General features: G+C 54.6%; 14 protein-coding genes and 1 tRNA gene. 10 read left to right on the top strand and 5 right to left on the bottom strand.

Annotation, left to right across the window (positions count from 1 at the left end; all coding sequences use genetic code 11):
- Nucleotides 1-28: 28 nt before the first annotated feature.
- From HH216_RS03330 to HH216_RS03310, 5 genes are all read left to right on the top strand, one after another.
- Complete coding sequence (locus tag HH216_RS03330) at nucleotides 29-3,373, top strand: VCBS repeat-containing protein (protein ID WP_169549497.1); 3,345 nt, start codon at nucleotides 29-31, stop codon at nucleotides 3,371-3,373.
- The gene (locus HH216_RS03325; RefSeq protein WP_169553253.1) at nucleotides 3,373-6,780 is read left to right on the top strand and encodes a VCBS repeat-containing protein; all 3,408 of its coding nucleotides are present in this window, start codon (nucleotides 3,373-3,375) and stop codon (nucleotides 6,778-6,780) included. The genes HH216_RS03330 and HH216_RS03325 overlap by 1 nt, the downstream gene beginning before the upstream one ends.
- 107 nt (nucleotides 6,781-6,887) lie before the next feature.
- Nucleotides 6,888-8,240: a vanadium-dependent haloperoxidase gene (locus HH216_RS03320; protein WP_169549496.1), complete on the top strand. Its 1,353-nt coding sequence runs from the start codon at nucleotides 6,888-6,890 to the stop codon at nucleotides 8,238-8,240.
- Between the two features lie 71 nt (nucleotides 8,241-8,311).
- Nucleotides 8,312-9,025, top strand: coding sequence for a hypothetical protein (locus tag HH216_RS03315; protein WP_254448676.1), 714 nt, complete (start codon nucleotides 8,312-8,314; stop codon nucleotides 9,023-9,025).
- A 96-nt stretch (nucleotides 9,026-9,121) separates the two neighbouring features.
- Nucleotides 9,122-11,164: a glycoside hydrolase family 65 protein gene (locus HH216_RS03310; RefSeq protein ID WP_169549495.1), complete on the top strand. Its 2,043-nt coding sequence runs from the start codon at nucleotides 9,122-9,124 to the stop codon at nucleotides 11,162-11,164.
- A gap of 72 nt (nucleotides 11,165-11,236) precedes the next feature.
- Here the strand turns inward: HH216_RS03310 and HH216_RS03305 are convergent, their stop codons facing one another.
- The 3 genes from HH216_RS03305 to fabD form a co-directional block, all read right to left on the bottom strand.
- Nucleotides 11,237-11,914 carry a TetR/AcrR family transcriptional regulator gene (locus HH216_RS03305; RefSeq protein ID WP_169549494.1) on the bottom strand — a complete coding sequence of 226 codons (678 nt, stop codon included), beginning with the start codon at nucleotides 11,912-11,914 and terminating at the stop codon, nucleotides 11,237-11,239.
- Nucleotides 11,915-12,387: 473 nt separating this feature from the next.
- Nucleotides 12,388-12,458, bottom strand: a tRNA-Gln gene (locus HH216_RS03300).
- A 115-nt stretch (nucleotides 12,459-12,573) separates the two neighbouring features.
- A complete protein-coding gene (gene fabD, locus HH216_RS03295; RefSeq protein ID WP_169549493.1) occupies nucleotides 12,574-13,449 on the bottom strand; it encodes an ACP S-malonyltransferase in 876 nt (291 codons plus the stop codon).
- Between the two features lie 422 nt (nucleotides 13,450-13,871).
- Between fabD and HH216_RS03290 the strand changes: the two genes are divergently transcribed.
- The 5 genes from HH216_RS03290 (at nucleotide 13,872) to HH216_RS03270 (ending at nucleotide 20,658) form a co-directional block, all read left to right on the top strand.
- The gene (locus tag HH216_RS03290; RefSeq protein ID WP_254448809.1) at nucleotides 13,872-14,516 is read left to right on the top strand and encodes a succinate dehydrogenase cytochrome b subunit; all 645 of its coding nucleotides are present in this window, start codon (nucleotides 13,872-13,874) and stop codon (nucleotides 14,514-14,516) included.
- Between the two features lie 88 nt (nucleotides 14,517-14,604).
- The gene (locus HH216_RS03285) at nucleotides 14,605-16,542 is read left to right on the top strand and encodes a fumarate reductase/succinate dehydrogenase flavoprotein subunit (RefSeq protein WP_169549491.1); all 1,938 of its coding nucleotides are present in this window, start codon (nucleotides 14,605-14,607) and stop codon (nucleotides 16,540-16,542) included.
- A gap of 84 nt (nucleotides 16,543-16,626) precedes the next feature.
- Nucleotides 16,627-17,382 (top strand): succinate dehydrogenase/fumarate reductase iron-sulfur subunit, encoded by a 756-nt coding sequence (locus HH216_RS03280; RefSeq protein WP_169549490.1) that lies wholly within the window; start codon nucleotides 16,627-16,629, stop codon nucleotides 17,380-17,382.
- A gap of 287 nt (nucleotides 17,383-17,669) precedes the next feature.
- The gene (locus HH216_RS03275; protein ID WP_169549489.1) at nucleotides 17,670-17,963 is read left to right on the top strand and encodes a hypothetical protein; all 294 of its coding nucleotides are present in this window, start codon (nucleotides 17,670-17,672) and stop codon (nucleotides 17,961-17,963) included.
- Between the two features lie 223 nt (nucleotides 17,964-18,186).
- Nucleotides 18,187-20,658, top strand: a complete 2,472-nt coding sequence (locus HH216_RS03270; protein WP_169549488.1) for a TonB-dependent receptor — start codon at nucleotides 18,187-18,189, stop codon at nucleotides 20,656-20,658.
- 3 nt (nucleotides 20,659-20,661) lie between these two features.
- On the opposite strand, the gene HH216_RS03265 is transcribed toward HH216_RS03270, so the two are convergent.
- Both HH216_RS03265 and ffh read right to left on the bottom strand, forming a co-directional pair.
- Complete coding sequence (locus HH216_RS03265) at nucleotides 20,662-21,069, bottom strand: hypothetical protein (protein WP_169549487.1); 408 nt, start codon at nucleotides 21,067-21,069, stop codon at nucleotides 20,662-20,664.
- A gap of 201 nt (nucleotides 21,070-21,270) precedes the next feature.
- A complete protein-coding gene (ffh, locus tag HH216_RS03260) occupies nucleotides 21,271-22,590 on the bottom strand; it encodes a signal recognition particle protein (RefSeq protein ID WP_169549486.1) in 1,320 nt (439 codons plus the stop codon).
- Between the last annotated feature and the right edge of the window lie 131 nt (nucleotides 22,591-22,721).

Below are 22,721 nucleotides of genomic sequence, written 5' to 3'. Positions count from 1 at the left end.
TGCCGTAGCCGCCAGTGACGAACAATCAATGAATCATCAGTATAATCGAAAAGCCAGTTTGCTCAGCGCGGGTTTTGTGCTGACTATGTTACTGGTAAGTAGTTGCTCCGGGCCGAAAAAGGATACGCTGTTCGAGCGTATGGACAACAAAGCCATCGGCGTCAACTTTGAAAATACAGTCAAAAACCGGGAGGACTTCAACATATTCAACTACCGTAATTTCTACAACGGTGGGGGCGTAGCCGTGGGCGACATCAACGGCGACAGCCTGCCCGACATTTATTTCACGGCCAATATGGGCTCGAACAAGCTGTACCTGAACAAAGGCAACTGGCAGTTCGAAGACATCACTGATAAGGCAGGCGTTGGTGGCAAGGGCAAGTGGGGTACGGGTGTCGTGATGGTCGACGTCAATCACGACGGCAAGCTGGATATTTTCGTCAGCAACGCCGGGTATCAGAAAAACGTCGGGCAGGAGAAGGACCTGTACATCAATAACGGTGATCTGACCTTTACCGAATCTGCCAAAAAATACGGCCTGAACGAAAACGGCTACACGACACAGACCGCGTTCTTCGATTACGACCTCGACGGCGACCTCGATTGCTACATCCTGAACAACAGCTTTATTCCCGTCAACTCGGTCAATTACGAAAGCAGCCGTAACCTGCGGGCGGAAGACTGGCCGGTAAAGGATTTTTTGAAGGGCGGGGGCGACCGGCTAATGCGGAACGACAACGGCGTTTACCACGACGTCAGCAAGGAAGCTAACATTTTCAGCAGCCTGATTGGCTTCGGGCTGGGCGTGACCATCATCGACGTCAACAACGATCAGTACCCGGATATCTACGTATCGAATGACTTCTTCGAGAAAGATTACCTGTACGTCAACCAGAAAGACGGCACGTTTAAGGAGGACATCGAGTCGCGGATGAAGCACCTGAGTATCGCGTCGATGGGAGCCGATATGGCCGACATCAACAACGATGGGCACCCCGAGATTTTTACGACCGAGATGCTGCCCCGCGACGAAAAGCGACTGAAAACGACGACTTCGTTTGAGAGCCATTACCTCGCTAACCTGAAGCGCGACAAAGGCTTTTACAATCAGCTACAGCAGAACTGCCTGCAACTGAACAATCAGGACGGGACGTTCAGCGAGATTGCCTGCTACGCCGACGTTGCCGCCAGCGACTGGAGCTGGGGCGCGCTGATGTTCGACGCCGACAACGACGGCTATAACGATATTTTTGTCTGTAACGGCATTTACCACGACGTAATCGACCAGGATTTTATCGACTTCTTCGCCAACGACATGGCCCAGCGGATGGCTCTATCGGGCGAGAAACAGCGGTTCGATGAGATCGTGAAAAACATGCCGTCGAACCCCATACCGAACAACTTTTTCCATAACAAAAAGAACCTCAAATTCGACGAGCGGGGCGACGATTTCGGGCTGGCCGATCCGTCGTTCTCCAACGGTGCCGCCTATGCCGACCTCGACAACGACGGTGATCTCGATCTGGTTGTCAACAACGTCAATCAGCCGTGTTTTGTGTACCAGAATCACGCGGAACGCAACCCGGCCAATAGCTTCATTCGGATCAAACTGACCGGTGCCGGGCAGAACACCTACGCCATCGGCTCGAACATCGAACTGTTTGGCGGGGGGCAGATTTTCAGTCGGTACGTAGCCCCGTCGCGCGGGTTTCAGTCGGGGGCCGAGTACACGCAGACGATTGGCCTGGGTAATCTCGATAAGCTGGATTCGGTTCGGATTACGTGGTACGACAAGCGCGTTACGGTTATCAAAAACGTAGCGACCAAAAAGACCTACACGTATTCGGTGGCCGATGGTGTAACCGCTCCGGCCAAAGCAAGCATTGTAACGCCTGCTCCTGCATTTGCTCTACTAACGGCATCGCCGATTCAGCTCGATAAGCACGTGGAGGACGATTACGAGGACTATTTCAATGAACGGAATATCCCCATGAAACTCTCGTCGGAAGGGCCGAAAGCGGCCATTGGCGACGTTAACGGCGACGGTCGGGCCGACCTGTACGTAGGTGGGGCGAAGGGGCAGGGGGGGCAGCTTTATCTGCAAACCGGCGCGGGCTTTACCAAAACAGAGCAGTCGTTCTTTTCGCGGTTCAGCGGCTTTGAAGATACTGCCGCGCAGTTTTTTGATGCCGACGGCGACGGCGATCTTGACCTGTACGTGGGCAGTGGTGGCAACGAACCCGCCACCGACCCCCGCGACCGGCTCGACCGGCTGTACGTCAACGACGGCAAAGGCGGCTTTACGTTCAACAGCCGCGCCCTGCCGCCCAACGATATGAACACGTCGGTGGTGCTGCCCTACGATTACGACAACGACGGTAAACTGGACCTGTTCGTCGGTAGCCGTAGCTACCCGCAGCAATACGGTGTCAGTCCGCAGAGTTTTCTCTACCATAACGTCGGCAACGGCGAGTTCGACGACGTGACACAGCGCATTGCGCCCGATTTGCTCGAAATCGGTATGCTTCGCGATGCCGCCTGGACCGACCTGACCGGCGACGGGCGTAAGGAACTCGTTGTGGTGGGCGACTGGATGGCCCCGCAGGTGCTGCGCTTCGACGGAGGCAAACTCCACAAAACCACGACCGGGCTGGAAAACGTCAATGGGTTCTGGGGCAGCGTGGGCGTGATGGATGTCGATGGCGACGCCCGGCCCGATCTGGTGCTGGGCAACATCGGCGAAAACTTCTCGCTGAAAGCGTCGGAGCAGGCACCGCTCAAACTATGGGTCAGCGACTTCGACAAAAACGGCATTCTCGACAAGATCATGACAAAAACTGTCGACGGGCGGGATATGCCGATTTTCCTGAAGCGCGAAATGGCCGATCAGTTTCCGTTCCTGAAAACCAAGATTCTCAAGCACCACGACTACGCGACCAAGTCGATTCAGGATCTGTTTGCGCCCGATGTGCTGGAGAAAGCGCAGGTTAAGACGGTGAATTACCGCAAGTCGGTGGTGGCGCTGAACCGGGGTAACGGGCAGTTTGGGCTGGCGCAACTACCATCGGTGGTGCAGCTGTCGTGCGTCAACGCCATTGCCTGCGAAGACGTTAACGCCGACGGGCGTAAAGACATGATTCTGGGTGGCAACTTCACCCATTTCCTGCCACAGCTCGGCATGATCGACGCGTGCCGGGGCCTTGTGCTGGCCAACGAAGGGCGCGGTCGGTTCCGGGTGCTGTCGACGCAGAAAAGCGGCTACGTTGTCAATGGCGAAGTCAAGCAGATCAGCCCAATCACGATTAACGGTCGTAACTACCTGATTAACCTGGTCAACAACGACCGCCCCAAACTTTTCGAAGTAAGACGGTGATGCAGAACTGTGTAACCCAGACTCGACTGGCAGTCGGCCGTTGCTGCGGAGTACTCTGCACCCTGCTTTTAGTTGGTTACCTGACCGCCTGCCGAACCGAACCGGCCGAACCTGAGCTGTTTCAGTCGCTCGACTCGACCAAAACCGGTATCGGCTTCATCAATCAGTTGCGCGAAACGGATAGTCTGTCGATTCTCGATTACCTGTATTTCTACAACGGCGCGGGTGTTGCTGCTGGCGATCTGAACGGCGACGGCTTGTCGGATTTATATTTCGTGTCGAGTCAGGGGCCAAACAAGCTGTACCTGAACAAGGGCAACATGGCCTTCCGCGACGTTACGACAAAGGCAAATGTAGCGGGTAAGGCTGGCTGGCAGACGGGCGTGACAATGGCTGACGTCAACGGCGACGGTCGGCTCGACATCTACGTCAGCGCAGTTAGCAAGTTTCGGGGGCTGACGGGTACCAACGAACTGTACATCAATAACGGCCCCGGTCCCGATGGTGTGCCGACGTTCACCGAGCAGGCTGCGGCTTACGGACTGAACTTCGCGGGCTTTTCGACACAGGCCGCTTTCTTCGACTACGACCACGACGGCGATCTCGACTGCTTCCTGCTCAACCACGCCGTACACACCTCGCGTAGCTACGACAACGTATCGGCCCGGAGCGTCCGTGTCCCCGAGTCGGGTGATTATCTGTTCAAAAATCAACTCGTTGAAACGGGCAAGCCGACCTTTACCGACGTCAGCGAACAAGCGGGCATCTTCGGCGCGGCTATGGGTTATGGGCTGGGCATTGCCGTGGCCGACCTGAACAACGACGGCTGGGAGGATATGTATGTCTCCAACGATTTCCACGAAGACGACTACTACTATATCAACGATCAGCACGGCCATTTTCGCGAGAGCGTCCGGCAGGCGTTTGGGCATACGAGCCGCTTCTCGATGGGTAACGATGCCGCCGACGTCAACAACGACGGCTACCCCGACCTGATGACGCTGGACATGTATCCGGCCGACGAGGTGGTCGAAAAATCGTCGCAGGGCGAAGATGCGCTTGACGTGTACCGCTACAAGCTGTCGTACGGCTACATGGATCAGTACAGCCGCAACTGCCTGCAACTGAATCTGTCCGGCAAGCAGTTTATGGACGTCGGCTTATTGGCGGGCGTAGCGGCAACCGACTGGAGCTGGTCGCCCTTGCTGGCCGATTACGATAATGACGGGCAAAAAGACCTGTTTATCGCCAATGGCATTGTCCGGCGGCCCAACAACCTCGACTACGTCAAGTACATTTCGAGCGATTCGGTGCAGAGCCGGATGAACACCTCGGCCGGAACGTTCAACGAGCAGGATCTGGCGCATATGCCGAGCGGGAAGGTGCATAACTACCTGTTTCGGGGTGGCCGTAATCTGCAATTCACCGACAAGTCGCTGACGTGGGGTTTCGAGACGCCGACCTTTTCCTGCGGTGCTGCCTACGCCGACCTCGACAACGACGGCGATCTCGATCTGGTCACGAACAACATTGCCGACCCGGCGGGTGTCTATCAGAATCAGGCCCGCACGCTGTTTCCGGCCAATCAATACCTGAAAATTAAGCTGGCAGGGCAGGCACCAAACACGTTCGGCGTCGGGGCAAAAGTTATTTTGTATAGCCGTGACACGGTGCAGGTACAACAGCTTATGCCGACGCGGGGCTTTGAATCAGCGGTGGAACCTGTGCTGACGTTCGGGGTGGGGACGCACAAAAAGCTGGACTCCGTAGCCGTTATCTGGCCAAATCAGCAGGTCGAGGTTCGACGTAATGTAGCCGCCAATCAAACACTGACCTTGCGGCAGGCCGACGCTCGGGCAATACCGTTTTTGTTTCCCAAACCAGCTGCGGATCCGCTGTTTACGGTGATCAATGACACAACGCTGATACTATACCGGCATCGGGAAAACGTCGACTATTACGATTTTACCCGTGAATCGCTAATGCCATTTAAGCTATCAACCGAAGGGCCGAAGCTGGCAACCGCCGACGTCAATGGCGACGGACTACTTGACGTGTACATTGGTGGTGCCCGTCGGCAGGCGGGGTCGCTGCTGCTGCAAACACTCGACGGACGCTTTACCAATTCGGCGCAACCGGCATTTTTGGCCGATGCTGACGCCGAAGATACCGGGGCAACGTTCTTCGATGCTGACGGCGACGGCGACGCTGACCTGTACGTGGTGACGGGCGGGAACGAGTTTTACGGTCCCGCGCCCGAACTGGCCGATCGACTGTACATCAACGACGGCAAGGGTCAGTTCACCCGTCGCCCTGATGCTTTGCCGCCCATGTTCAGCAACAAAAGCTGTGCGCGCCCTGCCGACGTTGACCATGATGGTGACCTCGATCTGTTCGTTGGGGGTCGTGTCGTTGGCTTCGCATACGGAAAAACGCCCGACTCATACCTGCTCATCAACGACGGAAAAGGGCGATTCACCGATCAAACCGCGTCGGTAGCCCCGGCGCTCAAACAAGTCGGCATGGTGACCGATGCCGTCTGGGCCGATACTGACAATGACAAAGACCTCGACCTGATCGTAGCGGGCGACTGGATGCCGGTGCGGGTATTTGCGAACGACGGTGGTAAACTGACTGAGGTTGAAAATCCGTTCAACGGTACACCTATGAATGGTTTCTGGCAGTGCCTGGCAGCCGCCGATTTCGATCGTGATGGCGACATAGACTTGATAGCTGGTAACCTGGGCCTCAACACGCGTCTGCGCAAGGGAGCCGATATAAAGCTGCACCTGTGGGTCAAAGACCTTGACAACAACAAAACCAACGACCCTATTCTGGCTTACAACGTGCTCGACCATTGGTACCCGACGGCCACGAAAGACGAGCTGGGCAAGCAGGTGCCAAGTATCATCAATCGTCGGTACACTAACTACGCCGACTATGCCGGGCAGACCGTCGAGCAACTGTTTTCGCAGGGCGAACTGACCGATGCTGAAGAGCGGGACGTGAATCAGCTGGCGTCGGTATACCTGGAAAATCAGTACGGAAAATTCGTCGTGCATACGCTGCCAGTACAGGCTCAGGTGTCGAAATTATTTACCCTATTGCCGCTCGACATCGACCACGACGGCGACCTGGATGTGGTAGGGGGCGGCAATTTCTACGGGGCCAGTATGTATCAGGGCCGGTACGACGCCAGCTACGGGCTGGTGCTGCGCAACGACGGTAAAAGGTCGGGCAGTTCCCCGCAGTTCACCAGCTTATCACCAGTCGATACGGGGCTGTTGCTGTCCGGTGAGGTGCGGGACATGGTGGCTATTCCGGCCACGTCGGGAACACGCCTGATCATGGCCCGAAACAATGCGCCGGTGCAACTCGTGCGGCTGAAACCCGCCGGAAATCAGTAAGTAGTAACCGACGTTTTTTCTGCGATTTGTCCGGTATTTTCCGTTAATTTTGTAAGATCAATCAGCCGGTTTACACACGACAACCGGATGCTCAATGTCCCTGCCGTATGAAACGTTTTGCTCACTGGACGAGCTTTTTTACGCTGCTGGCCCTGCTGGCAGGCTGCAAAAAAGAAGCTACTCCCGCTGAATATAATGCGAAAGCTGCCAATCCTGAACGCTATAATTCAGCGCTCAACAAACTGACGGAAGTCGTCGTCCACGACATTTTTTCGCCCCCCGTGGCCAGTCGGATTTACGCCTACGCCAACCTCGCGGGCTACGAAGCGCTCGTGCCGTTCGACCCCAATTATCAGTCCCTCGGCGGTAAGCTGAAGCGGTTTCAGGCTGGGCCGCAACCCGAGGCCGGGCAGCAGTATTGCTATCCACTGGCCAGCGTCCGCGCTTTTATGACTGTCGCCCGCGCGCTCACGTTCAGCGTTGAATTCTACGATGAATTTGAAAAGCCGCTCTACGAGCAATACAAGGAAGATGGCGTGCCCGACGACGTTTACGAACGGTCGATGGCGTATGGCGAAGCGGTAGCCAAACACGTGCTCGACTATGGCGCCAAAGACAATTACAAACAAACCCGTGGCTTCAAGCATACCGTAACCAACGCTGAAGGAACCTGGGTACCAACGCCCCCTGCTTACATGGATGCCGCCGAGCCGCAGTGGAACAAACTGCGCTGCTGGGCTATGGACACCTGTAATCAGTTTATGCCAACCCGCCCGACACCGTACAACATGACTGCGGGTAGCCCCTACCGAAAGGAGGTCGATGAGGTGTACACCATCGGCAAGAATCTGACGAAGGAGCAGGAAGCGACCGCCTACTTCTGGGACGATAATGCGTTCGTGATGAACGTAGCCGGTCACGTTATGTATGCGTCGAAAAAAATGACCCCTGGTGGGCACTGGATGGCAATTGCCCAGACGGTCGGGCGGCAGAAGAAGCTGTCTATGATCCAGATGGTTGAAGCCTACGCCCTGACGTCGTTTGCCCTGACGGATGGCTTTATTTCCTGCTGGGACGAAAAATACCGTAGCAACATGGTCCGGCCAGAAACGGTCATCAACAAGCTGATGGACCCGAAGTGGACACCTTTTCTACAGACCCCTCCCTTCCCGGAGTACCCCAGTGGGCACAGCGTAATTTCCACAGCCGCAGCCACAGTACTGACCAATCTGATCGGCGACAATATCGCCTTCACCGACTCGACTGAGTACAAATACGGGCACGGTGTGCGGTCGTTCAAGTCGTTCCGTGATGCCGCCAACGAAGCGTCCATCAGCCGGCTGTACGGTGGCATTCACTATCGGTCGGCACTGAGCAACGGGCAGATTGAAGGCGAAAAAGTAGGGAACTGGGTGGTGCAGAAAGCAACGGCCCGTCGCAAGCCCGTCGCTGCACGCTAGCTTTAATATGGCTTTAATGCGCCTAGCCCGCGAAACCGGCACTTTGGCTGTTTATCTAAACTCAACAGCTTGTGAAAAATCGTGTTTGGTTAGCCTGTACGCTTGTACTGCTTGCAGCCAGGTCTCTGCTGGCACAGCAGACGTACTTCAACGTGCCATCGTCCGACATTGTCGATAAGAAAAAGTTTGCCGTTCAGCAGCAGTTCAACATCGAATCGTCGTACCACTCTGCGACAACAATCAATTACGGACTGGGGAAGGAATTTGAGGTAGGCGCGAACCTGTACAATCTCATCTACGATCCCGATCTGCGGCAGATCTCCCGCAACGATACCAGTGTGCAGATGCCCTACGGCCCGCTGGTACTGTTCAACGCGCAGAAATCATTCGATCTTACCGATCATCTGGAAATCGGCGTCGGCACGCAGATGGGCTTCAATCTGTCGCCCAGTCACCGGACCCGCTTTGTTTCCTACGGCTACGGACAGTTGGCTGGTTCGTTCGAAAATAAGCGGTACAAATGGTCTTTGGGTGGCTACGTGGGCAATCAGCCCTATCTGGGCGAAGGGCGGGCCTATGGTTTTCAGGGTGGTTTCGATGCGGGCGTTTTCAAGAAACTGCACGTACTGGGCGACTGGATTTCGGGCCAACACGTGCAGGGGCAGCTTGTGGTGGGTGTTGAATATTACCTGACAAAGCAACTGCCCATTGCGCTCGGCTGGCAACGCACAAACGTCGACGGTAGTCAGTCATTCGTCGTTCAGTTCACCTACGCGCCTAACTGACCCCCGTATTTTCTCGGCAACGATAGTTTAGGTGGCGGGCTATTGTTTTCCAGTGTCGGATAGAATTATTTTGATAACTAATTTTTCTATACCCACATGAGAAAAACGTTACTACTGACAGGTTTGCTGGGCGTCGTTGCCTTCAGCCAGCCTGTCTGCGCACAAACTACCTCACCCGACTGGCTGATCGTGGGCCAGAATATCAATCCCGCCAATTATTACGGCATCACCGTTGCCAACGGTATGGTCGGGCTGGTGTCGTCGCCGGAACCGATGAAAGTAAAGGATGTCGTGCTCAACGGCGCATTCGATACCTACGGTCGGGGGCGTGTGTCGAACATTCTGAAAGTGTTCAACTTCGCCAATATGAACCTCGACGTCGACGGTACGCGGGTTGGGCCGAAAGACATCAGCAACTACCGGCAGACGCTCGACATGCAGAAGGCGGCCCTCACCACGACCTTCGATTACAAGGACAAGGTAAGTGTTCGGCAGACGATGATGGCCCTGCGGCACCTACCTTTTTCTGAACTGACGATGATGGAAATTACGGCCAAAAAAGACTGTGATATCATCCCCGCCAGCGTCATCGAAACCCCCGACAATCTGCGGGAAGTAAAAAACCTGTACTCCGAAATCGACCGATCTCACGTTACGATTCGCCTGCTGACCTCGGTCGCTAAAAGCCCGACGGGTCGGCATACGGTAGCCGCGTCGACCAGCTTTATTTTCGAGGAACCGCACGGGCAGGAGCCTGATGTGATCCACGAAGACTGGGACTACAACATGCATCTGGCGAAATTCAAGAAGCACCTGAAAGCGGGCGAAACCTACCGATTCAGCGTTGTTGGCTCAGTATCCTCGACCGCCCACACCGCTGATCCACTCAACGAAGCTGAACGCCTGACGCTGTTTGCCGCCCTCGAACGCAACGACCGGCTGCTGACCCGCCACCGCGCCGAATGGGACAAACTCTGGCAAAGCGACATCGTCATTGACGGCGACCCCGACGCGCAGCGGGCCGTGCGCTCGGCTATTTATCATCTGTATTCGTTTTCCCGCGCTGGTACGGCGTACAGTCTATCACCGATGGGCTTGTCGGGGCTGGGCTACAACGGTCACGTGTTTTGGGACACCGAACTCTGGATGTACCCACCACTGCTGACGCTAAAGCCCGAACTGGCGAAGTCGTTGCTGGAATACCGTTTTGAGCGGATGAGTATGGCCCGGCAAAACGCGTTCAGTCACGGCTACAAGGGGGTGATGTTTCCGTGGGAGTCTGATTCAGATGGGCAGGAAGCAACGCCCGTCTGGGCCTTGACAGGCCCGTTTCAGCACCATATCACCGGCTGCGTCGGCTGGGCGTTCTGGAAATATTATCAGGTAACGGGCGACAAAGAATGGCTGCGCACGCGTGGTTACCCTATGCTAAAAGAAGTGGCCGAATTCTGGGCGAGTCGCGTCGAGCGGGAGGCCCCCGGTAAATACCACATCAACAACGTGATCGGGGCGAACGAATGGCAGGAAAATATCGACGATAACGCCTTCACTAACGCGATGGCAAAAACGTCGCTGAACTACGCCATACAAGCTGCGCAGACGCTCGGTATAACCCCTGACGCCGACTGGAAGCTTGTGGCGGATAATATTCCAATTCTGAAATTTCCAGATGGTGTGACCAAAGAAAACCGTACCTACGACGGCGTGCAGATCAAACAGGCCGACGTAAATCTGCTGGCTTATCCGCTGCGCGTCGTGAGTGATGAAGCCGCCATTCGGCGCGATCTGGATTATTACAGCCCCCGGTATTCACCCGAAGGTCCGGCCATGGGCTGGTCGGTGCTATCGACGCTGAATGCCCGGCTGGGCAACACTGATAAAGCTTACGAATGGTTTCAACGCAGCTATAAGCCGAATGAGGTACCGCCGTTTGGCGTGATGGCTGAAACGGCGGGCGGCACAAACCCCTACTTCGCCACGGGCGCGGGTGGCATGTTGCAGTCGGTGATGAACGGCTTCGGCGGGCTGGAAATTACCGACGCCGGAATCGTTCAGCAGAAAGCCCGCTTGCCAAAGCAATGGAAGTCGCTGACAATAAAAGGGTACGGTCCGCAGATGAAAACGGTAGTAGTGAAATAAGAAGAAGCGGCCGGGGTTTAACTCCGGCCGCTTCTATTAATACGAGTTAGTTAGTTAGTAAGGTAGGGGGAACTACCATTGTGCCATCGGCAATTGCGCCGACTGCAATTCAAGATTAACTTCTTTGGCCTGACTAGCCATGCGGTTCAGGGCAATGTAAATCGTTTTAATCGCGCTCTCAACCCGCTTCCAGCCTTCTTCGCTGCGCAGATCAATGCTGATCATCGTGCGATCGTTCTGGGCCATGATGGTCAGATAATTCATGGCGCCCAGGATGACGGCTGAGATAGCCTGCGTGTCGGCTCCCTGTACAAATGACAACTGCTCAACCAGCCGGGTCATTTCCTCGTCCTGTGCGCGGGCAGTTGTTTCGGCGATCGAATCATTTTCGATGACACTGGCTTTCAGCACTTCGCGGGCTGCTTTGAACGTGCGGAAGTACCGGTACGTCTGAATAACCTGACGGTACCAGATACGGGCAACATCCGAATCGTGCAACGGACGAATCTGATCCAGAACAGCTGGGTTGAATACCGGGAAGAGTTTACCCATCTTCACATAGTATTCCATCAGGCCTTCCATGCCACCGAAGTAGCGGTAGATCAGGACTTTGCTTACATTAGCTTTCTCGGCCACCCGGTTTACGCCCACGCCCTCCAGACCACGTTCAGCAATCACCTCTTCAAGAGCTTCAACGATACGTTGGGTCGTTTTCGCGCGGTTCCGCCTGACCTTCTCGTCCTTCTCCATACAACAAATATGAATTAAAATTCAGAACATTATATTAGTCTGACGTAATTCTTAAAACACGGTCACATCAGGTTATTTACTGTTTTATTCAATCAGTGCGGTTTTTCGTCGCTTAGACAGAATAAGCTTAGTACTTAAACGAATTCAGAATGTTTACCTATACATATATCACGAAAACAGTACGATAAATTTTCAGCGGTAACCGTAGGTCAAGAATTAACCAAGATCAGATACATAGTTGCGCAACCTGAGCGCCTACAGCTCTGTATAGCAGTAAACGGGTAGCGGTTCATACAGCGTTCCTGGCTTCTTCTCTCCTTGTACCAAGGCCGCAGAGTACATCATGCGCCCGGTTGACTGTGTGGGCGACATGCCGTTGCCGGAGCGTTCTAAAACAGTCTGTTGAAAAAATGTGTACGAACTGGCAGATAAACAGAAAGGCCGCTAAGTGTGAGCTTAGCGGCCTTCTTCTGTTGCCCGAGAAGGATTCGAACCTCCACAAACAGAACCAAAATCTGTCGTCCTACCCTTAGACGATCGGGCAATTGCGAGTGCAAATGTAAGGCGTTTTGTGCCTCATAAGCAAGCACACATCATAAAAAATGTGCCAGAAAGGTCTAAATAGCGCCTTTCTGGCTGACAATCAGCGGTAAAAAAAGTTAGATCGCCCGCGCTGGTACTGTCGGTACAATCTTTTTGATCAGGCCTTGCAGCACTTTTCCGGGGCCGCATTCGATAAATTCTGTGGCGCCGTCGGCAACCATGCGCTCGACCGACTGAGTCCAGCGAACTGGCGCGGTTAGCTGCGCGATCAGGTTGGCTTTGATCTCGTCTGGATCGGTGTGGGGCTTTGCGTCGACGTTTTGGTAAACCGGGCAGCGAGGGGCCTGAAACTTCATGTTGGTCACAGCTTCTGCAAACTCGGCCCGGGCCGGTTCCATAAATGGTGAGTGAAACGCGCCACCTACCGATAGTTGCAACACCCGCCGGGCACCAGCCGCCGTCAGCTGCTCGCCCGCCAGCCTGATCCCTTCCATGCTACCCGATATTACGACTTGGCCGGGGCAGTTGTAGTTGGCCGGAATAATAATTTCGTCCGTGATACCGGCGCAGATCCGTTCGATTACATTGTCAGCCAGATTGGTCACGGCAGCCATGCCTGATGGGGCCAGTTCGCAGGCCCGCTGCATCGCCGTAGCCCGAATTGAGGCCAGTCGCAGCCCGTCGGCAAACGACAGGGCTCCAGCCGCTGTCAGTGCCGACAGCTCGCCCAGCGAATGGCCAGCTACCATGTCGGGGACAAACGAGTCGGTGGTCAGCGCCAGTGCCACACTGTGCAAGAAGATGGCGGGTTGGGTGTAGATGGTTTGTTTCAGTTCCTCTTCGGTGCCCTCAAACATAATCTGGGTCAGGTTATAGCCCAGAATGTCGTTGGCCTGATCGAAGAGTTCTTTGATAGCGGGCGAGGTTTCGTACAGGTCGCGGCCCATACCGGGCGACTGCGAACCCTGCCCCGGAAACACGTATGCGTTCATAAATAAATCGGTTTCGCCACTACCCAATGAGCACGTTATTGGGTCGGCGGATGTTCTTACAAAGGAACGGGCCTTTTGGGGTTTATTCAAGATCGGGTTGGAATCCGGCCGGTGATGGTCTATGGATAGACGGGGCGGTGTTGTGTCACCAATTCTACAAAGATCTACCACTATACGCACAAACAATCCTGACGAACAGCCTGTTGGGAAACCATTTCACCTGTATGTATAAGGTACGTAGATAAGGTCTAAATACATGGCGAAAAGGAAATTCAAAGTTGTTTGCATGGGCTTTGTGAAGTAGCTTTGACGCGTCGCAAAACGCGGCTTTTGTCTATATTTTCCCACTACAATTTCGTGTCGTTTTTTATATGGTTTGGATAACGCAGGCATTGTCCAGCTCCCTCGGCCGCAAAGTAATCATGTCGCTGACGGGGCTTTTTCTGAGTACGTTCCTGATCGTCCACATGGCAGGTAATCTGCAATTGTTCAAGGCCGACGGCGGGCGGGCGTTCAATGAGTACACGTACTTCATGACGCATAACCCACTCATTCTGACGGTATCGTACCTGTTGTACACGTCGATACTGGTGCACGCACTGATGGCGTTCATTCTGACCCGCCATAACCGTGATTCCCGTCCGGTACAGTATGCGTATTCGAAACCCGAAGCAAACAGTGACTGGTCATCGCGCAACATGGGCATTCTGGGTACGGTCCTGTTGCTGTTTATCATCATTCACATGCGGACGTTCTGGTACGAGATGCACTTCGGCTCGGTTCCGATGGCTGAATACGATGGTAAGCAGTACAAAGACTTGTATGCCGTAGTGAAAGTGGCATTCGGGGAGTGGTGGTACGTGCTGCTGTACGTCGTGTGCATGGTGGCGCTCGGGTATCACCTGGCGCACGGTTTTCAGAGTGGTTTTCAGTCACTTGGCATTCGGCACAAGAAATACACGCCAGCTATTGAGCTGCTCGGCCGTTATTTCTTCGCGCTCATCATTCCGCTGGCGTTCGCTGCCATGCCGGTGTATGTGTTTTTACAGGTTCACGGGGTTATTTAATAGGTGAAGTATGGATGTATGAACACGGCCATGCCGGTCATGCATTCGCTCACAGAAGTGTCGGACTATCACTAATTCACAATGAATTATGAAACTCGAATCTAAAATTCCTGCGGGGCCGCTGGCCGAGAAATGGGCGCGGCAGAAGTTTGGTTTGAAGCTGGTCAACCCGGCTAATAAACGCAAATATGATATTATCGTTGTGGGAACAGGGCTGGCGGGTGCTTCGGCAGCTGCTTCGCTGGCTGAGCTGGGCTATAACGTAAAAGCATTTTGTTTTCAGGATAGCCCGCGTCGGGCGCACTCGATTGCGGCTCAGGGGGGAATCAATGCCGCCAAAAATTACCAGAACGACGGCGACAGCGTATTCCGGCTATTCTACGATACAATCAAAGGGGGTGACTACCGGGCTCGTGAAGGGAACGTACACCGCCTGGCCGAAGTGAGTGTCAACATTATCGACCAGTGCGTAGCGCAGGGCGTACCGTTTGCGCGGGAGTACGGCGGTCTGCTGGCCAACCGTTCGTTTGGTGGTGCGCAGGTATCGCGTACATTCTATGCTCGTGGTCAGACCGGTCAGCAACTGCTGTTGGGTGCTTATTCGGCGCTGAGCCGGCAGGTGGCCAATGGTAAAGTGAAACTGTATACCCGTACCGAAATGCTTGATCTCGTGGTCGAGGGCGGCAAAGCACGGGGTATCGTGACACGCAACCTGATTACGGGTAAGATCGAATCGCACTCGGCGCATGCGGTGCTGCTTTGCACGGGTGGCTACGGCAACGTATTCTATCTGTCGACCAACGCGATGGGCTCGAACGTGACGGCCGCATGGCGGGCGCACAAAAAGGGTGCCCTGATGGCGAACCCCTGCTTCACGCAGATTCACCCAACCTGTATTCCTGTATCGGGTCACTATCAGTCGAAGCTGACGCTGATGTCGGAGTCGCTGCGGAATGATGGGCGGGTGTGGGTACCTAAGACGAAAGAGGATTCCATGCGGATCCGGGAAGGCAAGATTAAGCCGACAGATCTGGCTGAAGATGCCCGTGACTACTTCCTGGAGCGCCGTTATCCATCGTTTGGTAACCTCGTACCACGCGACGTAGCGTCGCGGAATGCTAAGTATGTCTGCGACGAAGGTCGTGGCGTCAGCAAAACCGGCCTGGCTGTATATCTCGACTTCGCCGACGCCATCAAGCGCGACGGGAAGAAGACGATCGAAGCGAAGTACGGTAACCTCTTCGAGATGTACGAGAAAATCACCGGCGAGAACCCCTACGAACTGCCGATGATGATCTACCCCGCTGTGCACTATACAATGGGCGGCCTATGGGTTGATTACAACCTGATGACGACCGTACCGGGCTGCTACGCGCTGGGTGAAGCAAACTTCTCTGATCACGGTGCCAACCGCCTTGGTGCTTCGGCACTGATGCAGGGCCTTGCCGACGGTTATTTTGTAATCCCGTACACGGTCGGCGACTATCTGGCGACGATCGGTCCGGCCGATAAAATTGCTGTCGACTCACCGGTGTTTAAGGAAGCCGAGCAGAAGGTGCATGACATGGTGCAGAAACTGCTGTCGATCAAAGGTGACCGCCCGGTCGATGATTTCCACCGCGATCTGGGCCACATCATGTGGGAGTACTGCGGCATGTCGCGGGATGCGGAAGGTCTGAAAACGGCTAAGCAGAAGATTCAGCAGCTGAAGAAAGACTTCTGGTCGAATGTGAAAGTGCTGGGTGATTCAGAGGAAATCAATCAGGCGCTGGAGCAGGCATCACGCGTGGCTGACTTCATCGAACTGGGTGAGCTGATGGTCGACGACGCGCTGAACCGCGAAGAGTCGTGCGGTGGTCACTTCCGCGAAGAGCATCAGACGGAAGATGGCGAAGCCCTGCGCGACGACGCCAACTTTGCTTATGTAGCAGCCTGGGAGTTTCAGGGGGAAAACCAGCCTGAAATCCTCAACAAGGAAGTGCTGGAGTTCGAAAACGTGAAGTTGACGCAGCGGAGTTATAAGTAGTTCAAGGTTTGATGTTTAAGGTTTAAAGTGGCATCGCTATCCAACCTTAAACTTTAGACCTTAAACTCTAAACTTATCAAGAAGATGAAGATTACACTCAAAGTCTGGAGACAGAAAAATAATAACACAGCCGGTAAGCTGGTCGAATATCAACTGGATAACGTATCGGAAGATATGTCGTTTCTGGAAATGTTCGACGTGCTCAACGACTCACTGACCCGCAAAGGCGAAGAGCCGGTGGCGTTTGATCACGACTGCCGCGAGGGTATCTGCGGTATGTGCTCGATGTACATCAATGGCCGGGCACACGGACCACAAACGGGCGCAACGACCTGTCAGCTGCATATGCGTTCGTTCAGCGACGGCGATACGATCGTTGTTGAACCCTGGCGGGCACGGGCGTTCCCCGTTATCAAAGACCTGATGGTTGATCGGTCTGCGTTCGACCGCGTCATTCAGGCGGGCGGTTACGTATCGGTCAACACCGGTTCGGCTCGCGACGCCAACGAAATCCTGATTCCGCGTACGATTGCCGACGAAGCGATGGACGCAGCCGCCTGTATCGGTTGCGGAGCCTGCGTAGCGGCCTGTAAAAACGCGTCGGCTATGCTTTTCGTATCGGCGAAAGTATCGCAGCTGGCTATTCTGCCGCAGGGGCAGTCTGAGCACGTCGAGCGGGCTGAGCGGATGGTTGCGCAGATGGACTCAGAAGGTTTTGGTGCCTGTTCGTTTACGGGTGCCTGCTCGGTTGAGTGCCCGAAGTCGATCTCGCTCGATCACATCGCCCGTCTGAACCGCGAATATCTGGGTGCAAAACTGACGTCAGACAACGTTCAGTAAGCCTGATCATTTCAGCTTGCGAAAGCCTGATTCTCCGGTAGAGAATCAGGCTTTTTTTGTGTAGCAATGTATAGATGCCGAACCGTTCGCCTTCTTACAAGAAACCAGTTAGTTTTTAGGCTAGTCTAAAAAATAAATTTAGAAAAGCAATTTTTGCGTTTGATTATGCCGTTACTTCGCTGTTGAATAACGGTTGAGACAGCTACGGTTTGCTGACAAGAACAGACATACGACGATATACGGCGCGGGGGCTGATGCTACTTTGGGGGTTGATTACCCTCAACAGCATGATCTTTATCCACGCCCACCGGCTGTCTGACGGTCGCATCGTTATTCATACTCACCCGTATAAACTAACGGGTAAACAGGGGCCGATTTCCAATAATCCGCACACGTCTTTCGAGCTATTCTGGCTGGACATGTGCAGCCATGCCCCCTTCGTTCCCGGCGTCGAACCGGTAGTTACACCGCCTGTTTTCTGGACGATTACGCTGCCCGACGGCATTTTCTCGTACATCGTACAGACGCTTGAGCAACGTATTGTGCTCTCCCTGCTGCGCGGCCCGCCCTGCCTCGCTTAGCTATTCTTCACGCTTCACGTTCAGGCATTTGTCTCAGACGGCTTCCAGCTGTCTGCGCGTCAGCTACAATGCCCTGGCTTATCCAGAGACGCCCTGTTTTCTGTCAGCCAATAGCAATCCCATCCGCTGGGATTAACGGACAGTATCCTGTTCGGTCATCAGCACACGTCATTCTATGTTATTCCGGGCCTGCCCTGCGGTAGGCGCTATCAACCTCTTTATCATGCGGGTACCGCTTTTACTTGTCTTCTACTTCGTAGTTGCTACATCACTTTTTGCCCAGTCGGTCAGCTCATCAACCATTCGCGGAACGATAACCGCCGGCGAGCAAGTCCTGCCGGGCGCGACGGTTACGCTCATTAACACCCGGTTCGGCACGGCCACCGATTCGGCGGGCGTGTTTCAGCTAGCCGACGTTCCGACGGGGACGTATCAACTTAGCGTATCGCTCGTCGGGTACGATTCATACCGTAAAAGTGTGCGGCTGATGGCTGGGCAGTCCGTACAACTGTCAATTTCGTTACGGGAGGCAGCCAATAATCTGAACGAAGTGGTCGTGACAGGTGCGCGGGCCACGGAACTGCGGAAGAGCCCGGTGGCGATTGCGGTCATTACCCGGAAGGAAATGAATCTTAACGCGAACACCAACGCGGTCGATGCGGTGCTGAAAGGTGTGCCGGGGTTGAGCGCCGTAACAACCGGCCCCAACGTCTCGAAGCCATTTATCAGGGGGTTGGGCTACAATCGGGTGCTGACGCTTTATAACGGTGTTCGACAGGAGGGGCAGCAGTGGGGCGACGAACACGGTATCGAAGTAGATCAGTATGGTATCGAGCGGGCGGAAGTGATCAAGGGACCGGCTAGTCTGATCTACGGGTCGGATGCCGTTGCCGGAGTAATCAATTTCATCCCATACATCCCGCGCGGGGCCGAGGGCAAAGTAAACGGCGACGTTGTTGGCGAATACCACACGAACAACGGCATGATCGGCACATCAGCGGGGCTATCGTACACGAAAAACGGCTGGAAAGCTGCTTTTCGCGCATCCAACAAGCTGGCGACGGCCTACACAAATCCTGTCGATGGGCGGGTGTACGGCACCGGATACCGCGAGTTGAATCTGTCGGCCATGACGGGGGTGGAAAAACGCTGGGGCTCGTCGTTTCTTTACGCGACGCTGTACAACAACTTGCAGGAGATTCCCGACGGAAGCCGCGACTCGCTGACGCGTCGGTTTACCCGGCAGGTGTTGGAGAGCGATCAGGATGATATCAGACAGCGCCCGCTGGTGCCCGAAAATGAATTGCGCACGTACCGTATCAACCCGCTGCACCAGCACATTCAGCATTCGCGGCTGTTCACGCGAAACCGGTTTCTGATCGGTAAAAGTGATCTGTCTGTACTGGCCGGTTTTCAGCAGAGCGTTCGCCGGGAGTACAATCACCCAACGGTTCCTGAGCAGCCGGGGCTGTACGTGCGACTCAACACAATCAATTATGAGGTGAAATACAACCTGCCGATCTGGAGAGGCTTCGAGCCGACGTTGGGTGTGAATGGTATGTATCAGACAAACAAAAACCTGAACGGTACTGATTTTCCCATTCCTGACTACGCCCTGCTGGATATTGGCTCGTTTCTGTTTGTCAAGAAAACAATCGGAGCCGTCGACATCAGCGGGGGTATGCGGTACGACACGCGCTCCGTCGACTGGGGGAATCAATACGTGCAGAACAATCCTGCAACGGGGTTTGACCAGCTGGTTTACTCGCCCACGAGCGCGACGGCAACGCCCCAGTTTGCGGCCTATAGCCGGTCGTTTACCGGTATGTCGGGTAGCCTGGGCGCGACCTACAATATTTCCGAACGGTTGCTGGTAAAAGCGAACCTGTCGCGGGGATACCGGGCGCCAAATATCACCGAAATTGGCTCCAACGGGCTTGACCCCGGTGCGCGCATCGTGTATCTGGGCAACCGTAATTTTCAGCCGGAATTCAGCCTGCAAACCGACATTGGCTTTATCGGTTACCTCAACGACATGGACGTTAGCGTTGAACTGTTCAACAACGTCATCGACAACTACATCTATCAGGCTCGGCTGTACGATGATGCCGGGCAGCCGGTTGTGATTGTGCCGGGCAATTTCACGTACCAGTATCAGCAATCGAAAGCGCAGTTGTACGGAGCCGAATTCAGCCTGAACCTGCACCCCCGCACAAGCCGGTGGCTGACGATTAACAACAGCCTGGCTCTGATCCGGGGGCTAAATCGTAACCCCCAGTTAATCGAACTGGAAGGCGACGCGGCACGGTACCTGCCGTTTATACCCCCGTTGCATGGTCGTTCAGAAATCCGGGCGACGTTTGGGCGGGAAAAGGCGCGGCTGTCGGGCCTGTATGTCCGGGCCGAACTCGACTACTATGGCGCGCAGAACCGGTTTTACGGTGTCGACAATACGGAAACGGCGACGCCCGGCTACGCACTGGTCAACGCGGGTTTTGGCGGTACAATCAACAACCGCCAAAACCGACCGCTACTCCAGCTCTTCTTCCAGGTCGACAACCTGTTCAACGTAGCGTATCAGTCGCACCTGAATCGACTCAAGTATTTTGAGTACTACACGGCGTCGCCAACGGGCCGGTTTGGTATCTACAATGTGGGTCGAAACGCGAGCGTCAAGGTGATCGTGCCGTTTTGATGCCTAGCGCATCGTGATCTGACGCTGGGGGAGCGTTTCGCGGATGCCGGGCGTACTGATGCGGAAGCTGCGCTCCTGAATTTGCTTACCGTCGCTGATGGTGAAGGTATACAGGCCGTCGGCGAGCTGGCTCATGTCGAAGCATTGCCGCCCTTTGTCGGTCTGGCGCGAAACGTAGTCGTCATACATCTCCGTGTTTTTCGCGTCGCGCAGGGTAATGTGCAGCGGTTTGGTGCGGTCGTAACGCTCAAAGTTGAGCCAAATTTTGGTCTGGTCGGGGTTGGGAAACATGCCGATCTGGAACGTCGGTTGTTCGTAGTAATCGGCTTTCTGGGCGAACGTGAGCGACGAAACCGTAAGGCTTGTCAACAGTAGCAGGGCAGACAGGAGGGAGGCATAACGCGTTTTCATTCTCTTTTCAACGTTTCCGATCCGAGGTGTTTCGAATCTGACCAAGAGATGTGCGTTCGTTGGGCCAAGTTGCACCGACTGGACAAACGGCCGATTTTTGGGATGGATGGAAGTTTGCCTGTCACACTAAAAACAAAACGAGCGTCGTTTTGCGCGACGCTCGTTCTGACTTATCTGTTATTACTTCACTGAGAAACAGGCTTACTTCATCAGCTTATTCAGCTTGCCGGACGCCTGCATGGTGTTCATTTTCTTCATCATCTTCCGCATCTCGTCGAACTGCTTCAGCAGATTATTCACCTGCGTAATGCTGGTGCCGCTACCGGCGGCAATGCGCTTCTTACGACTACCGTCGATGATTTCCGGCCGACCGCGCTCTTTCGGGGTCATCGAACTGATGATTGCTTCGATGGGCTTGAACGAGTCGTTATCGATGTCGAGGTCTTTGATCATCTTGCCCATGCCCGGAATCATACCGAGCAGGTCTTTGACGTTACCCATCTTCTTGATCTGCTGAAGCTGCGACAGGAAATCGTCGAAGTCGAACTGGTTCTTGCGCATCTTGGCGTTGATGCGCTTGGCTTCGTCTTCGTCGAACGCCTGCTGTGCCCGCTCGACCAGCGAAATAACGTCGCCCATGCCCAGAATCCGGCTGGCCATCCGGTCGGGGTAGAACACGTCGAGCGCTTCCATTTTCTCGCCCGTGCTGATAAACTTGATCGGCTTGTTGACAACCGTCTTGATCGACAGGGCGGCTCCACCGCGCGAATCACCGTCGAGCTTGGTCAGTACAACACCGTCGAAATTAAGCCGGTCGTTGAAGGTTTTGGCCGTGTTGACCGCATCCTGCCCGGTCATCGAATCGACCACAAACAGCGTTTCTGCGGGGTTGATGGCTTTCTTTACTGCTTCAATTTCCTGCATCATCGCTTCGTCGACCGCCAAACGACCGGCGGTATCAACGATCACGATTTTTTTGCCGGTCTTGCGGGCGTGGTCGATACCATTGCGCGCAATGCTAACAGCGTCTTTGTTGTCTGGCTCCGAGTATACGTCTACCCCAACCTGTTCGCCCAGCACTTTCAACTGGTCGATAGCGGCTGGGCGGTAGATGTCGTCGGCAATGAGCAGCACCCCGCGACCCTGCTTTTTCAGGTGGGCAGCCAATTTGCCCGAAAAGGTTGTTTTACCCGACCCCTGCAACCCTGAAATCAGGATAACCGCCGGGTCGCCTTTCGTATTAATCTGCTGTGCTTCGCCACCCATCAGCTCGGTCAGCTCTTCCTGCACGATCTTGACAAACAGTTGCCCCGGTTCAACCGAGATCAGTACTTTCCGGTCGAGAGCTTTGTCGCGAATACGATCGGTAATGTCTTTGGCAACTTTATAGTTAACGTCGGCGTCGGTCAGTGCCCGGCGTACTTCTTTGACCGTGGCGGCCACGTTGATTTCGGTAATACGGCCCTGCCCTTTAAGGGTCTTAAATGCCTTATTGAGTTTATCCTGAAGGTTCTCGAACATAGTCTATGGCAAACAGTGCTACAAAGATAGTAGTTTCCGGTGGGCAACCGTCACGTATATACCCGGCCGGTCAGGCATCAATCAGATCGCCACAAACTGCCCTGAAACGGGTATCGATGAATTTATAAACA

It is taken from the genome of Spirosoma rhododendri, assembly GCF_012849055.1.
In the GTDB taxonomy this organism is placed as follows: domain Bacteria; phylum Bacteroidota; class Bacteroidia; order Cytophagales; family Spirosomataceae; genus Spirosoma; species Spirosoma rhododendri.
Note: the sequence above shows the minus strand (reverse complement) of the source record. Positions and strands in the feature narration are given on the sequence as shown.